This window comes from Pseudalkalibacillus sp. Hm43 (genome assembly GCF_054170705.1).
The window spans coordinates 1,060,344-1,076,110 of sequence record NZ_CM135129.1 but is presented as its reverse complement, the minus strand read 5'-3'; the positions used below and the strand labels follow the sequence as shown (position 1 = coordinate 1,076,110).

The window sequence follows — 15,767 nt, the reverse complement described above, 5'->3', positions numbered from 1 at the left end:
GGATGAGTCTGTTTAAAGAGGACAGAGAAGAAGTGCTGAGTGAAGAGACGGAGCGCGAAGATCATAAATGTAAATGTGGATGTATCTGTAAAGTGCTTAGTAAGTTATTACCTGGAACACCTGTAGATGTCAAATTTACAGGAACGGATGCAGACGATAACATTCGGCTTGTATTCAGCTGTGTCGATCTGGAAAATTGCTGTGGCATCTTTTTCGACCGTTTGCCGGACGGGAGTCCGTTCAATGAAGCGATTTGGATTCCTTGTGAAAAGATCGCGTTTTTGAGAGAGGTAAAACCAAGCTAAAAAAGATGACTCTGCTGAGTCATCTTTTTACATAATGGATTACACACTTTGGTAGTTTGCAATTACTTTCTTTACATACTGTGTCGTTTCTTTGAAGGGTGGAATTCCGTCATACTTATCGACGTTTCCAGGACCTGCATTATAAGCGGCTAATGCTTTTTGGATGTTCCCATCGTAACGGTCGAGCATCTGCTTCAAGTATTTGGTACCACCCATGATGTTTTCCTTCGGATTATAAGGGTTGCGGACTCCAAGACCTTCTGCCGTTCTCGGCATGAGCTGCATCAATCCCATCGCACCTGCTGGACTTGTGCTCAGTGCTTTGAAATTGGACTCTTGCTTGATGACCGAATAGATCAACTTCGGGTCGACTCCATACCGTTCTGATGCTTCATTTATGTATGTGGAATAGGATTGATCTTTGGCAATTGGCGCGTGGTTGATCACCGTCGGACTGCTGATCGGTGGTTGCATTGCAGGTCGGTCCATCATCGGTTCCATCTGGGTGTTTGACTTAGTTCCGAGTAGTGATTGAAGCTCGTTATTAAAAATCTGCCCCCATGCGGCATGACTTGAATTTGAAGATATAGGACTTGATCTAAAATCGAATTGACGAAGTGACTGCAATTGTAAGAAAGATTGAATCCATTGGCTGTTCAAAATCATCCCCACTTTCTGTACTACCCATATCATACCAAAACGACCAGAGTGAAGATAGAAAAATTTGGACAAAGCTAAAAGGGACCTATTTATTCTTTCGATCAAAAAAGCGCTGGATTTTGTTTGGTGTTTGTCTCTTCGGGATGTTGAACTCCGATAACAGGACATTAAATTCATCTTCGCCTTGTTTACGATCAGGTACTTCAAATTCCAATTCGAAATCTTCTATACCGAGATACTTGGAATGATCGAACACGAGCAAACCTGATCGATAGGATTCTTCATGACGATTGGTCTCTAATGAGCCTAGACTGTACAAATCGGTAGGCTGAATCTGATATTTTTCTTGAAGATGGTCCAATAGTTCACTGGTCTCTATTCCTTCTCCATTAATGAGAAGCTCTGCGTCTTTCTCAGACAGTCTCTCGTTGGATTCCAGCAAGCCATCTCCTTGTGGTTCTTTCAGTGTAAAGGTATAAGTGTTGCCTTTTTTCCGTATCCGCAGAGCACATCCGTGTTTTTTCAATGCGAAATCACTTGTATCAAAATAATGGTTCGTCTGTGACTTGAACTGATCTTTCGGTATGGAAAAGTGTGAAATCAACTTTTCAAACTCTTCTCTCGTCACTAAGTTCTTCAATTCGATTTCGAGTTCTTGTTCCATCATGTCTCATCTCCTGGTTGGATTTTTCGGTCATTATCTCATAACCGCCCTGTCTCTACAATTATTATCCGACTGGAAAATGTGATACACTAAGAGGTGGAAATCAGATTTAGTTTAGGAGGACCATCATGACTGCAAGACTAGAAGTGACAACAAGTGAAGTGAAAGACAACACGATACAATTCAATTGCAAAAGTGAATCGTTGGAGAAGGATTTGAAACTGGAGCCATCTGGACAAGTCCTTGTAGATTCTGACTCTCTATCATTCATTTACATATTGGAAACAGACGATAGCTTTATCTATGTTTCGATACCGAAGGATCACTGGACGGAGCTGAAAACAGTCCTGACAGACGATAAAGAAGGTGTCTTGTCCTTATCACACCACGGATCCTTCCCAATGGACGGGTTGAGTGAAGAACTTGAATATTTGATTCAAAATATTTCAGGTAATGCAAACTACGGAAGCGAAATGATGAGTAGTGTGGAGGAAATCTTTGAACCTGTAAAAGAATAAACCCGCACGCTTCCGAAAATGAAATTCGGTGGTGGTCAGATGGATTGGAACGTTTTTTTGAACCCATATAAACAAGCAGTGGAAGAATTGAAGATTAAATTGAAAGGTGTCCGGGAGCAATGCTTGATTGAAAACAAGCATTCCCCGATTGAATTTGTAACCGGCAGGGTGAAGCCGATTGCAAGTATCATCGATAAAACGAAACGGAAGAACATCTCGCTTGAGGATATTGATACGGAAATTCAAGACATTGCAGGTATCCGTGTGATGTGTCAGTTCGTTGATGATATCCATGCCGTCATCCGCTTGTTGGAGAAGAGAAAAGATCTGAAAATCGTCGAGGAACGAGACTACATCACACATAAAAAACCAAGTGGATATCGTTCATTCCATGTCGTCGTATCCTATCCCGTTCAAATTGGAGAAGGCGAAAAGAACCTGCTTGTGGAAATTCAGATTCGTACGCTCGCCATGAATTTTTGGGCAACGATCGAGCATTCATTGAACTACAAGTACTCAGGTGCAATTCCGAAGAAAATTGAAAACCGACTTCAAAGAGCAGCAGAAGCAGCATTCCGTTTAGACGAAGAAATGTCATTGATTAAAGGTGAAATTCAAGAAGCTCAAAAAATTTTCGAGCAAAAAGAGCAGCGGAAGCTTACATAACGGTAAAAGGAAAACTAGAGTAAGGAAGCGATGGCAGATGAATTTTTCGATTATTTCAAAGGGTGATGAAACATCCGCAAAGCTTGAGAAGAAAATCAAATCGTATTTGACAGACTTCGATCTGACCTTCAATGAGAAGGAACCGGATATTGTCATATCCATCGGCGGTGACGGAACATTGCTGCATGCTTTCCACCATTACATCGAACGAGTCGATCAAACGGCATTCGTAGGGGTGCACACTGGTCACCTGGGGTTTTATGCAGACTGGACACCTGATGAAGTGGAGAAGCTTGTCATCCATATTGCGAAAACACCTTTCCAAATCGTCGAGTATCCGCTTCTTGAAGTGACCGTCCGATATTTGAATGATGAGAAGGAAAGCCGTTATCTAGCGATGAATGAATGTACGGTGAAGAGTGTGGAAGGTTCCCTTGTCATGAACGTTGAGATCAAGGGTGAAGAGTTTGAAACGTTCCGGGGCGATGGACTATGCATTTCTACACCATCTGGAAGTACTGCATACAACAAAGCACTCGGAGGAGCGATTATCCATCCATCGCTACCATCTATACAGCTCTCGGAAATGGCATCCATCAACAACCGTGTGTTCCGGACAGTCGGTTCACCGCTCGTGTTGCCTCAGCACCATACATGTCTTTTGAAGCCGGTGAATGATGTGGATTTCCACATTACGATCGATCATCTGTTCCTGCTACATGAAAAAGTGAAATCCATCCAATGCAGGGTGGCGGAGGAGAAAGTGCGCTTTGCACGATTCCGACCATTCCCATTCTGGAAACGGGTAAGAGAATCATTTGTCAAAGAGTAAGGAAATGAACATATGAAGCCACTAGAATTCACATGGACGATCCATAAAAGATCGGAAGGTAAGACCTTAAGAGACTACTTGCTGAAAGATCAATTGATTTCAAGACAGGCGCTTACAGACATCAAGTTCAAAGGTGGAGATTTGAAAGTCAATGATGAACAAGTCACGGTACGGTATATTCTTAAGGCTGGAGATATCGTGACGGTCATCTTTCCTGTGGAAGAAATCAGTGAATATATGGAACCGATTGAGCTACCTTTGTCAGTATTGTACGAGGACGACCATTTCCTTGTTGTAGACAAGCCAGCTGGATTGCCGACGATCCCGTCCCGCTTCAGAAGTAAAGAATCCCTTGCACAAGGGATTCTTCATTATTATGAGGAGAATCAAATCGCTTCTACCATCCACGCTGTCAATCGTTTGGACCGTAACACGAGTGGGATCGTCCTTTTCGCGAAGCATCGATATGGTCATTCGTTATTGTCCCGGCAACAGAAGGAAGGGAAGTTGAAACGGACTTACGTTGCCCTATGTCATGGCATACCGGATCCACGATCAGGTACGATTGATGCTCCAATCGGTAGAAAAGAAGGAAGTATCATAGAACGTTGTATCCGCCCAGATGGTCAGCAGGCAAAGACCCATTATAAGGTGCTAGCAAGCTACAAAGAATACGCGTTTCTCAAACTAAGATTAGAAACGGGACGCACACATCAAATCCGGGTGCATATGGCTCATATCGGTCATCCTTTATTGGGGGATGATTTGTATGGAGGCACTCTTCAATTCATCGAACGGCAAGCGCTCCACAGCCAAACTTTAGCGTTTTATCATCCATTCAATGAAAAAAGGATAGAGATCCAAGCACCACTTCCTGAAGATATGGAAGTATGGATTGATCGATAGAAGAAGACTACCTAATTTACTCTGGTGTAAAACATATAAGGAACATAAGAAATGTCCTGTGAATTGACACAGGACATTTCTTTCGTATCAAGGTTTAAGTACGTTTGGAAATCATTTTTCCAACACCAAAATGGAGCAAGTCACCGGACCAAAGAGGCGTTTTGGTAGGGTGAAATCACCAAAATGGAGCAAGTCACCTAATCAAAGAGGCGTTCTCGTAGGGTGAAATCACCAAAATGGAGCAAGTCACCTAACCAAAGAGGCGTTCTCGTAGGGTGAAAGCAGCAAAATGATGCTAGTCACCTAACCATAGAGGCGTTCTCGTAGGGTGAAATCAGCAAAATGATGCTAGTCACCTAACCAAAGAGGCGTTCTCGTAGGGTGAAAGCAGCAAAATGGTGAAAGTCACCTAACCATAGAGGCGTTCTCGTAGGGTGAAAGCAGCAAAATGGTGAAAGTCACCTAACCATAGAGGCGTTCTCGTAGGGTGAAAGCAGCAAAATGGTGAAAGTCACCTAACCATAGAGGCGTTCTCGTAGGGTGAAAGCAGCAAAATGGTGAAAGTCACCTAACCAAAGAGGACTTCTCGTAGGGTGAAATCACCAAATCGTGAATTTCACCTAACCAAAGAGGCGTTCTCGTAGGGTGAAATCAACAAAATCGCGTACAGTTGTGTCATGACGTTCATTTGTTTTGACTTTTTACACCACAAAATTGAACGATTTGTATTTATTCGGCAGTCTTGTTTAGTCATCGAATGGTCTGAATTTTTCTGCCACATATGGCATAGAAGATGGGACTGAAATGGTTGTGTCTTCAGGAAAACGATAGGCAGTCAATGAGCCTCCAAAGACACACCCCGTATCAATGTTGATCGTGTTACCCACTTTTCTTGGCTCTTCTACAGGGGTATGGCCATAAACGATGATGGATTCGCCTTCATATTGCTTTGCCCAATCTCTACGTACAGGCATACCGTTTTCGTGCCTTTCTCCAGTGATATCCCCATACAAGACAAAGGTCCTTACTCTTTTATGCGTATGACCGATTAAATCTTCACGTATACCAGCATGTGCAACGACAAGGCTTCCTTCAGACAATTGGAGATAAAGGGGGGCTTCTTCAAACATCTTCTTGAACTTATGAGAAATTTCCTCTTGTTGTTCTGGTGTAAGGCGTTCGTATTCTTCAACAGTCGTCTCAAGACCGTGACGTACTTGGACATCTCTTCCTAAGAAATAGCGGTACAGTTTATCACAATGGTTTCCGGGCGAATATAGAGCGAGATCTTGCTGGACAAGCTCGTAGACGAGTTCAATCACTTTCAAGGATTGTGGTCCACGATCGGTCAAATCTCCTAAAAATACAAGCTTTCTTTTATCAGCGTGTTCAAACTTTCCTTGTGAGTTCCTGGAATAACCAAGCATCTCCAAGAGTTGGATCAATTCTTCATAGCAACCGTGTATATCGCCTACAACATCGTATTTCATCATTCCACCTCAAGCATCAGAATCTACATTATAGATTTTCTCATTATTCCTCACCATAAAACCTATTTTAGCCTGTAATTGAAATGGATAACAACTGAATCCAATTCCATAAAGAAAAAAGCACCTGAAAAGGTGCTTTTTAATCAAACATATAGTTTCTAGTACGTGAGCGGACATTAAGAACAAGACCGATGGCGATCATGCTGGCTAAGGTCGAACTTCCTCCGTAGCTGATGAAAGGTAATGGGATTCCGGTAATCGGTAGCAATCCGATGGTCATACCGATGTTTTGGAAGACTTGGAAAGTGATCATACCGATGACTCCGGCACACAAATAGCTGCCGAATGGATCGTTACTCTCAAGAGCTGCATGAATGATACGGTAGATCAATAAGAAAAATAAAGAAATGATGAAGCTCGTTCCCATAAATCCGAACTCTTCTCCAATCACTGAGAAGATGAAGTCGGTCTGAGCTTCAGGGAAGTAGACATTTCCTTCAGTAAATCCTTTCCCATACAGTTGCCCGGATCCAATCGCTAGCAAGGACTTGACGAGTTGGAAGCCGAAGCCTTGTTCGAACTCATAAGGTTGAAGCCAGCCGTAGAACCGGTTCAATTGATAGCCTTCTAAAATGTACTGTAAGAAAAACTCTGGGAAATATAAGTAAGTCATCACTAATGCAGAAATGAACATCACGAAAATGAGCGTCAACAGCAAGATAATCCGCCACCGGATGCCTGAAACTAGAATCAGACTCGCGATGATTGCGATGAATACGAGTGTCGTTCCCAAGTCAGGCTGGGTAACCACTAGAAATACAGGTGGAATAGAGACGAGCATGACTTTTCCGAGCAGCAACAGATCATCGCGAATCAGGCGATCTTTATACCGTTCATTATGAATGGTAATTACGTTCGCAATTGTGATGATCAAAGCTACCTTCATCAATTCTGAAGGCTGGAACGAAATACCTCCAACCCGATACCAACTCTGAGCTCCGTTGATCAAGGGAACTATTGCATCCGGTGTACCCGCGTTTGGATCGACCATAGGTATAACTGTAATTCCTGAGAGCAAGAAGAGCCCGAGTCCGTATATGTACCAGGATAGTTTTAAAAACTGATCGAAATCCAAAATCATCACGAAAGCGATGGCAACGAATCCCACTGAATACCAGAACATCTGCTTGATGACGAAATTTCCTTCATATTGTCCTACTGCACTGTAGATGGCGATGCAACTTGAACAGATTAAAAGAAATAAGATGAAAAGTAAGTTATAATCGATTTGTTGGAAAGGGGTTTCTCTATCTGAATTTGTCATTTATATTTTACCTGCCTTACGTACGAGTTCATTATAAAATCATAACACTTTTTATCATATCGAACTATGGATTGTTTGAAAATAACTGAGATTCAAGGGTTGGAAAATTGACAAATCTGCTTTAGGCTTAGGCTTGCTATAATTTTCGTCATCAGAAACAATTTTGAAGCCCTGTTGAGAGGGGGAGTTGCAATGGAATCAGAAGAAGAATTTGAATTTCAACCAGTAATTGATGCATTGGAAAGAGAAGATATCGACCAGTTCAGGGAACAATTCCTAGATATGCACCCTTATGATCAGACAAGGCTTTTCACCGATTTGGAAGAAGAGCTACGGATGCGGATTTACCGCTACCTTTCACCCGAAGAAATGGCGGAAATCTTTGAAAAGATCGAGATAGAAGATACAAAGGATTATTTATTCGAGATGCAGCCATTCTATGCGGCAGAAATGCTGGGCGAAATGTATGCCGATGATGCCGTTGACGTATTGAATGACTTAGAAGCAGAGCAACTCGCCAGTTATTTGACCATCATGGATGACGAGGCAGCCCAAGAAATCAAAGACCTACTTCATTATGAGGAAAAAACAGCTGGTAGTATCATGACTACAGAATTCGTTTCCATTCGGGCTCATCAAACCGTAATCGAAGCAATGCAGATCTTGCGTAAGGAAGCACCGGATGCCGAAACGATCTACTATGTGTTCGTAGTGGATGAACACAAGAAACTCGCCGGTGTCATATCTTTACGTGACCTCATCATTGCAGAAGAAACGACGCTCGTTTCAGATGTCATGAATGATCGGGTGGTTTCCATTTCTGTAGGTGAAGATCAGGAAGAGGCTGCTAGGATGATGAAAGACTATGACTTTCTTGCTCTCCCGGTTGTGGACTTTCAAAATCATCTGCTCGGAATCATCACAGTCGATGATATCGTCGATGTCATTGATGAAGAAGCTTCAGAGGACTATTCCAAACTCGCCGCGGTTTCAGACATGGATTCGGCCGACCGTAATCCATTACAAGCTGCGAAACGAAGGTTACCGTGGCTCGTAATCCTGCTATTTCTTGGAACGATCACCGCAAGCTTGATTGGCCAATTTGAAGACACATTGAATCAAGTAGCGATATTAGCTGTTTTCATTCCACTGATTGCAGGAATGGCTGGTAATACTGGTACACAAGCATTAGCAGTAGCTGTCAGAGGTATTGCGACAGGTGATACGGATAAGGAAAATTTGAGAAGTTTAATCTTGCGTGAAGCAGGAACAGGACTCATAACCGGAACAACATGTGGAATTGTAATTACCATCATCGTTTACTTATGGCAAAGTTCCATTTATCTTGGACTCTTGGTCGGAGTCTCTATATTATTCACACTTGTCGTGGCAACGCTCGCAGGGGCATTGATCCCTTTGTTCATGCACAAATTGAAAATCGATCCAGCAGTCGCATCTGGCCCATTCATCACGACGATTAATGATATCATCAGCGTCCTGATCTACTTCGGAATGGCGACTGCTCTTATGCAATACTTGGTTTGATATAGGGAGGTTGTTATGGAAGAGACTCATTCGTTCATGTCACTTCTGGTGGTCATACTCGTAGCTTTTCTCACACCTATCCTCTTGAATAAGCTACGGATCAAAATGTTGCCGATCATCGTCGCAGAAATTATCGCAGGTCTGATCATCGGCAAAACCGGATTTGACATTGTTGAAGCGGACTCTTTACTAGAAACCTTATCGACATTAGGATTTATCTATTTATTGTTTTTAAGTGGACTTGAAATCGACTTTTCAATCTTTTCTTCAAAATCCAAAACGAAAAAGAACAAGGAAGAACCGAGTGGGATTTGGCTGCCGTTCATGATTTTTGGTTTGATGATGGGTTTATCGTATGGAATCTCCTGGCTGTTTGTTCTTTTCGGATTCATCGATAATGCCTTTCTCATGTCCTTGATCATTGCAACGATTTCGTTAGGGATCGTCGTGCCGACATTGAAGGACACGGGCATCATCAAGTCCGGGCTCGGACAGACCATTTTGATGATTACTGTTATCGCCGATCTCGCTACTATGATCCTGCTGGGGGTATTCGTGTCTGTTTTTTCTCCTGAAGGGAAAAACACTTGGTTGCTATTGCTGCTGTTCTTAGCGGGTGTAGTCTTGTACTTTGTTGGGAAGTATTTCAGAAACCGCTCAAGCTTTAAAAGCTTGACGAGTGGTACGATTCAAATCGATACACGAGCCGTATTCACGCTTATCATCGTTCTCGTCGCACTATCCCAAAAGGTCGGAGCAGAAAGCATACTTGGTGCTTTCCTGGCTGGTGCACTCGTATCCTTGATGTCACCGAATCCGTCCATGGTCCATAAGCTGGACTCTTTCGGTTATGGATTTTTAATTCCGATATTCTTCGTCATGATTGGAGTACGAATTGATTTAGTCAAGTTGTTTTTCGATCGAGAAGTACTTTTATTAATACCATTCTTATTGGTCGCGTTTATGGTAACGAAAATCGTACCTATCTTGTGGTTCAAGAAATGGTACAACATGAAGACGGTTATGAGCATCGGTATCCTGTTATCTTCGAAATTGACACTGGTCATTGCAGCAGCTGAAATCGGTGAAAAGATGGGGATGGTCGATTCCAAAATGTCTTCTGCCATCATCCTTGTCGGGGTGATCAGCAGTATCATCGGCCCAATATTCTTTAAGAAGATCTTTCCTAGGAAGATCGCTGAAGAAAAGAAGACGATGGCCATTCTCGGTGCCAACAGCATTACGCTCCCGTTGTCCAAAAAGATGAAAGAAGCATATGAAGTAGCACTCTATCACTTGAAATCCAATGAATTGGATCCATATTATTCTGAGGATCATTCTGAGAATTTCGATGTTCATGTCATTGAAAGTTTCAAGATCGAATCCCTTGAAGATCAAAATGTGTTCGATGTCGATCTATTAGTGGTCGCCACCCATGAAGATGAGATCAACATGAAAATCGCACGAAAAGCTAAGGAATATGAAGTAGGACGGATCATTGCTCGAATTGAAGAGAATACGCGTGCAGATGCCTTAAGAGAGGAAGGCATTGAAGTCTTTTCCAAATTTACTTCAACCATCATGCTGCTAGAGGCGATGATCAAGTCTCCAAGCATCATGAAACTATTTGTGAATCAGGAGAATGTACTTGACGAAGTTATTGTGAAAAACGATGTCCATGCCGGTAAGCCAATTAAGCGATTAGAGTTCTTAGGTGACACGATCATCGCAAGGGTATTCCGTGAGAACGAATCGATCATTCCCCATGGCGATACGGTCTTGAAAGTAGGTGACCGATTGGTGGTTACAGGAAGCGAAGATTGTGTGCATCGATTAAAAGCGAATATCAATGGACAAGCTTGATAAAAGACGGGATTGTAGGCCAATCCCGTCTTTTGTTATGTTTTTCAAACTTCTATCATAGGTTCGAGCATTTGTGGAAATCATTTTAACATGATTGGAATCCGTGCTATACTGTGTTTAGGACTTGGTCATAATAACAAATCATAATATAACAATACTTATTCAGGAGGTTATTCAATTATGGGTCTTTCATTAGAAGGTCGTACATATGTCGTCATGGGAGTTGCGAATAAACGTAGTATTGCATGGGGAATCGCTCGTTCATTAAGCAATGCTGGAGCCCGACTCGTATTCACGTATGCAGGAGAACGTTTCGAGAAGAATGTGAGAGATTTGGCTGAATCCCTGGATCGCAGTGATTCCGTCGTCATTCCATGTGACGTGACAGATGATGAACAGATTAAAGAAGCGTTCAGTCGTATTAAAGAAGAAGTCGGTGTTATTCATGGGCTTGCACACTGTATCGCATTCGCGAATGTGGAAGAGTTGAAAGGGGAATATGTGAACACATCCCGTGATGGATTTCTCCTCGCTCACAACATCAGCTCCTACTCCTTGACAGCTGTTGCGAAAGAAGCGCGTGAACTCATGACTGAAGGCGGCGGTATCGTGACGATGACGTACCTGGGTGGCGAACGTGTCGTCAACAACTATAACGTCATGGGCGTGGCGAAAGCTTCATTGGACGCAAGTGTGAAGTACTTAGCAAACGATCTTGGAAAAGATGGAATCCGTGTTAATGCTATATCAGCCGGGCCGATTAGGACCTTGGCTGCTAAAGGAGTCGGAGATTTCAACAGCATCCTGAAGGATATTGAAGAAAGAGCTCCACTTCGTCGAACGACAACGACAGAAGAAGTCGGAGATACTGCACTCTTCTTGATGAGTGATCTATCCAGAGGATTGACAGGAGAAATTCTCCATATCGACAGTGGATTCCATATCTTAGGAAGATGATGTGAGTTTTTATGAAAACACCCTTCGGGGTGTTTTTTTATTTGGATCATCTTTTGCAAATGGGCTTTTAATTTACTACACCCATGAGAAATGCCCATACAGATAGTCATGTGCGGAATACAGTAAAAATATCATGACGTGTTTGTTAGGGGTGTAAAGGGTGCTTGAGCTTGGGAAAGAACGAATATTGATTATCGCTCCGCATGCAGATGATGAAGTGTTAGGATGTGGAGGGCTCATTGAAAAAGCACGGAAGCATGGGAATGAAGTGAAAGTCCTTATTGGATCAGTGGGAGATATCCTCTTTAGGCATAATGAACATGGCATCGTAGATGCGGCTACAAGGAGAAAAGAACTTAATAATGCTCTCACTCACTTAGACTGCAAGGATTTTGAAATACTGTTTGAGCACAAGGAAAGTGCAATGGATACGATACCTAAAAATCAAATCGTTTCTAAATTGGATCGAATTATGGACACATTTAGTCCGACGATGGTGTTTATTCCATATCCAAGCTACCATCAGGATCATCAAGTGCTATTTCAGGCATCAATCGCAAGTTTAAGACCGGATTCCAGGAGAAAGCTGAAAATCATTGCGATGTACGAATATCCGTTGATTGTTTGGCAGTATCCAAAAATACATGATGTAGGTGAGCTTTATTTGGATATCACCGGAGCGATTGAAAAAAAAATAGAAGCTTTTTGTAAGCATACCTCTCAGATCCGTACAGGTGAACATCCTTTAGCTCCTGAAAAAATCAAGAAATGGGCAGAGACGAGAGGGATGGAAATCGGTGTCCCATATGCTGAAAAGTACCATCTGTTACGTGCCATGCTTATTTAAGTCTGAACAAGTAGAAGAGGGATCGTTTTGAAAGTACTCATAACTGGGGGATGTGGATTCATAGGATCACATATTACAGAATGTTTAGTACAGAATGGGTTCAAGGTTGTTGTTGTAGATAACTTATCTTCAGGTAATTACAAAATGCAATCCTCATCTGTGATTTATTATGATATTGATTATCGTTCAGACACATTTGCTCAAATTTTTGCAAAGGAAGCGCCTGATTACGTCATCCATCTTGCGGCACAATCGGACGTCAAAAAATCCGCGGATGACCCACTATATGATACACAATTGAATGTATTGGGTGTAGTACAACTTTTAAAACTTTGTCAAGAACATGGGGTGGAGCGATTCATATTTGCTTCCACCTCCGCGGTTTATGGAGACCAGGGTGTAAAAGTTGTAGATGAGTCCACTAAGTTGGAGCCAATTTCTTTCTATGGTGTATCCAAACTTGCTGCTGAGCTCTATATCAAGCAATTTAACCAGCAGTTCTATTTACCGTATACGATCTTCCGATACTCGAATGTATATGGTCCACGACAACGATCAGATCATGAAGGTGGCGTCATACCGATTTTCTTGAATAAACTCCTGCAAGGACAAAAACCAATCATCTATGGTGACGGTTCTCAAACCAGGGATTTTGTACATGTAAAGGATGTAGCTCGTGCAAATCTGTTAGCCTTGCAATCCAAAACGAATGAAACGATGAACATCAGCAGCAATCAATGCATACCGATTAACGAGTTACTTCGGAAAATCACCGGAAATTTACACTCGGTTATACAACCAGACTATCAGGCATATCGGCCAGGAGATATCCTGTTCAGTCAACTGAACAATGATAAGGCAAGAAAGCTTTTGAATTGGGAACCTGTAAGAACGTTGGACGAGGGAATCGAAGAAATGATTGAGCAGATTCGTATGGATGGAGGAGGATATGTTGTATGAAAGAATATCCGTTCAGGCCAGTCAGCAGAAGTTTCGGCTTCGATCGAGGGCAACCGGTTGATCGATATTTCATCGATCAATTCCTAAATGATTATCAATCCGTTATACAAGGTAAAGTGCTTGAGATTGGGGATAATGCTTACACAAAGAAATATGCTAAACAATTGGAATCGAGTGATGTTCTGGATATTCAACCTTGGAAAGGTGTCTCTATAGTTGGGGATCTGGAAACTGGAGAGAACCTTCCTGCCGAGCAATTCGATTGTTTTATTTTAACCCAGGTCATCCATATTCTTTATGACCTGAAAGCTTCAGCCAATCATGCCATGAAAGTGTTGAAACCAGGCGGGAAATTGCTGGTAACGGTCCCTGGTTTGAGTCAAAGTTGTAAGACAAAAGATTATGGAGATTTCTGGCGGTTTACGAGTATGTCGTTAAGAAGGTTGTTTGAAGATATGGAGGTTGTAGATGAAGTAACGGTTCAGAGTTTTGGAAATCTGGCCATTGCTCAAGCTTTCCTGGAAGGAAGAGCGGTTCATGAAGTGAATCCCGGTGCCTTTTCTTTTCATGATCCACATTATGAAGTACTGATTGGGGCTGTCGTACGAAAAGGCGGTACAGCCACATGAAACCAAGTGAAGTGACGGTTCTGACAGCTTCCTATAATCCGGGACATTACTTCAAAGAAACCGTACGCTCCCTGCAAAATCAGACAAATAAGAACTGGAAGCATATCATTGTGGATGATGCTTCTACAGATGATAGCCTGGCGATGATTGAGGATCACCTGAATGATTCCAGGGTGACTTTGATTCGGAATGAAGAGAATTTAGGGCAGTCTAAATCTCAAAATAAAGGGCTTCAGAAGATTGAAACTCCTTTTACCTTAATGTTGGATAGTGATGACCTATTGGTCGATGAGACGATAGAAATCTTGCTTGAAGAGAGTCGAAAAGTACCAGGAGAGGTTGCTCTTATTTGTGGAAATAAAGAAGTTTTTTATCATTTTGGAGGAAAGATCCTAGGTAAGTATGTCGACCGGGGAGAATTTTATTACGAGAACCGCTATCAATTTTTATTAGAAAACTACGTACCATATCCTCGATTTTATCGAACAAGTGCTATAAAAGAAGTAGGGGGATGGCCTACTGATGATCCGTATGAAGGACGTTATTTGGAAGATCGCCGTATGGATGTGCGGTTGATTGAAAAGTACACCATTCATTGGATTGACCACCTTCTTTATCGATACCGTAAACATAAAGACACATTATCTACCAGATTTGATGTCATCAATGAAATGATTGAATGGAATATAAGAGATGCTTTGGTAAGGTGGGGAGATGTCTACGAGCCTCATTTTCGGATAGAAAACGGTTATAAAATATTGGAAAGACTCGTGAAGAAGGGAGAAGAATGATGGATACGGTAGTGACAGTCCTCACACCTTTCTACAATCCGGGGAAAAGGTTCCTGAAAGAAGCGATGGATAGCGTTTTTTCCCAAACGTTCAAACATTGGGAGATCGTACTGGTTGATGATGCGTCAACGGATGATTCATTGGAAGGAATTGAAGAACACTTGAAAGATCCTAGGGTCCACCTGATCAGAAATAGCAAAAATCTCGGGCAATCCAATGCCCAAAATGCTGGTCTGGACATTATCGAAACGCCTTATATCATTAAATTGGATAGTGATGATTGGTTCTTCCCGGATACGATTGAGACCATGTGGAAGGAAATGGAGCAATTACCTGAAGAGGTAGCCTTGCTCTGGGGCAATAAGACGGATGTATATGAAGATCGGCAAGGAAACACTTGCCTTTCCGTACCGAGGAAAGGAGGAGCATCTTATCATGAAAAATACAAGTTCCTCTTATCCAATGATGTACCTTTTCCAAGATTTTATCGAACAGACGCTTTGAAGGCAGTCGGAGGGTGGCCTACAGATGATCCTTGGGAAGGTAGAGTGATGGAAGACAGACGGATTGATGCACGGCTCATTGAGAAATATCATATCCATTGGATAGATCATATGCTGTACAATTACCGTCAACATCCACATAACGCAACCAAACAGCTGGATCTCTATAATGAAGTCTTCGAATGGCATATCTACGATACGTTGAAGAGGTGGGGGAATGAGTATAGTCCAGTATTCAAGTACCATTGCGGATGGAAGCAACTTGCTGAACTTCTTCCGACCCACGGTAAAGATTCAATCAATTAAG

Annotated in this window: 17 protein-coding genes; 13 read left to right on the top strand and 4 right to left on the bottom strand. The window is 42.2% G+C overall.

Annotated features, from left to right (window positions below; all coding sequences use genetic code 11):
• Positions 1-2 precede the first annotated feature (2 nt).
• Positions 3-305, top strand: a complete 303-nt coding sequence (locus ACXQIQ_RS05705; RefSeq protein WP_439299735.1) for a hypothetical protein — start codon at positions 3-5, stop codon at positions 303-305.
• A 39-nt stretch (positions 306-344) separates the two neighbouring features.
• Here ACXQIQ_RS05705 and ACXQIQ_RS05700 read toward each other — a convergent pair whose 3' ends face one another.
• Complete coding sequence (locus ACXQIQ_RS05700) at positions 345-998, bottom strand: lytic transglycosylase domain-containing protein (protein WP_439299736.1); 654 nt, start codon at positions 996-998, stop codon at positions 345-347.
• A gap of 52 nt (positions 999-1,050) precedes the next feature.
• Positions 1,051-1,632, bottom strand: coding sequence for a CYTH domain-containing protein (locus ACXQIQ_RS05695; protein WP_439299737.1), 582 nt, complete (start codon positions 1,630-1,632; stop codon positions 1,051-1,053).
• Positions 1,633-1,757: 125 nt separating this feature from the next.
• Between ACXQIQ_RS05695 and ACXQIQ_RS05690 the strand changes: the two genes are divergently transcribed.
• The 4 genes from ACXQIQ_RS05690 to ACXQIQ_RS05675 are packed head-to-tail and all read left to right on the top strand — an operon-like array spanning position 1,758 to position 4,551.
• Positions 1,758-2,147, top strand: a complete 390-nt coding sequence (locus ACXQIQ_RS05690) for a UPF0738 family protein (protein ID WP_439299738.1) — start codon at positions 1,758-1,760, stop codon at positions 2,145-2,147.
• Between the two features lie 39 nt (positions 2,148-2,186).
• On the top strand, positions 2,187-2,813 hold the full coding sequence (locus tag ACXQIQ_RS05685; protein WP_439299739.1) for a GTP pyrophosphokinase: 627 nt from the start codon (positions 2,187-2,189) through the stop codon (positions 2,811-2,813).
• 37 nt (positions 2,814-2,850) lie between these two features.
• Entirely contained in the window at positions 2,851-3,645 is a 795-nt protein-coding gene (locus tag ACXQIQ_RS05680; RefSeq protein ID WP_226552106.1) for an NAD kinase, read from the top strand.
• A gap of 12 nt (positions 3,646-3,657) precedes the next feature.
• Entirely contained in the window at positions 3,658-4,551 is an 894-nt protein-coding gene (locus ACXQIQ_RS05675; protein ID WP_439299740.1) for an RluA family pseudouridine synthase, read from the top strand.
• A 746-nt stretch (positions 4,552-5,297) separates the two neighbouring features.
• Here the strand turns inward: ACXQIQ_RS05675 and prpE are convergent.
• Entirely contained in the window at positions 5,298-6,041 is a 744-nt protein-coding gene (prpE, locus tag ACXQIQ_RS05670) for a bis(5'-nucleosyl)-tetraphosphatase PrpE (protein ID WP_439301926.1), read from the bottom strand.
• A gap of 139 nt (positions 6,042-6,180) precedes the next feature.
• Positions 6,181-7,365, bottom strand: a complete 1,185-nt coding sequence (locus ACXQIQ_RS05665) for an FtsW/RodA/SpoVE family cell cycle protein (protein WP_439299741.1) — start codon at positions 7,363-7,365, stop codon at positions 6,181-6,183.
• 192 nt (positions 7,366-7,557) lie between these two features.
• Between ACXQIQ_RS05665 and mgtE the strand changes: the two genes are divergently transcribed.
• The 8 genes from mgtE to ACXQIQ_RS05625 all read left to right on the top strand — a co-directional run bounded on the left by mgtE (position 7,558) and on the right by ACXQIQ_RS05625 (position 15,766).
• Positions 7,558-8,910, top strand: coding sequence for a magnesium transporter (gene mgtE / locus ACXQIQ_RS05660; RefSeq protein WP_439299742.1), 1,353 nt, complete (start codon positions 7,558-7,560; stop codon positions 8,908-8,910).
• 15 nt (positions 8,911-8,925) lie between these two features.
• Entirely contained in the window at positions 8,926-10,773 is a 1,848-nt protein-coding gene (locus tag ACXQIQ_RS05655) for a monovalent cation:proton antiporter family protein (RefSeq protein WP_439299743.1), read from the top strand.
• Between the two features lie 180 nt (positions 10,774-10,953).
• The gene (fabI, locus tag ACXQIQ_RS05650; RefSeq protein WP_439299744.1) at positions 10,954-11,730 is read left to right on the top strand and encodes an enoyl-ACP reductase FabI; all 777 of its coding nucleotides are present in this window, start codon (positions 10,954-10,956) and stop codon (positions 11,728-11,730) included.
• Positions 11,731-11,890: 160 nt separating this feature from the next.
• Positions 11,891-12,577 (top strand): PIG-L deacetylase family protein, encoded by a 687-nt coding sequence (locus ACXQIQ_RS05645; RefSeq protein ID WP_439299745.1) that lies wholly within the window; start codon positions 11,891-11,893, stop codon positions 12,575-12,577.
• Between the two features lie 27 nt (positions 12,578-12,604).
• Complete coding sequence (locus ACXQIQ_RS05640) at positions 12,605-13,537, top strand: NAD-dependent epimerase/dehydratase family protein (protein ID WP_439299746.1); 933 nt, start codon at positions 12,605-12,607, stop codon at positions 13,535-13,537.
• Positions 13,534-14,166 (top strand): class I SAM-dependent methyltransferase, encoded by a 633-nt coding sequence (locus ACXQIQ_RS05635; protein ID WP_439299747.1) that lies wholly within the window; start codon positions 13,534-13,536, stop codon positions 14,164-14,166. The genes ACXQIQ_RS05640 and ACXQIQ_RS05635 overlap by 4 nt, the downstream gene beginning before the upstream one ends.
• Entirely contained in the window at positions 14,163-14,957 is a 795-nt protein-coding gene (locus ACXQIQ_RS05630; protein WP_439299748.1) for a glycosyltransferase family 2 protein, read from the top strand. Before ACXQIQ_RS05635 ends, ACXQIQ_RS05630 begins: the two co-directional genes overlap by 4 nt.
• A complete protein-coding gene (locus ACXQIQ_RS05625) occupies positions 14,954-15,766 on the top strand; it encodes a glycosyltransferase family 2 protein (RefSeq protein WP_439299749.1) in 813 nt (270 codons plus the stop codon). The genes ACXQIQ_RS05630 and ACXQIQ_RS05625 overlap by 4 nt, the downstream gene beginning before the upstream one ends.
• The last annotated feature ends 1 nt before the right edge of the window (position 15,767 follow it).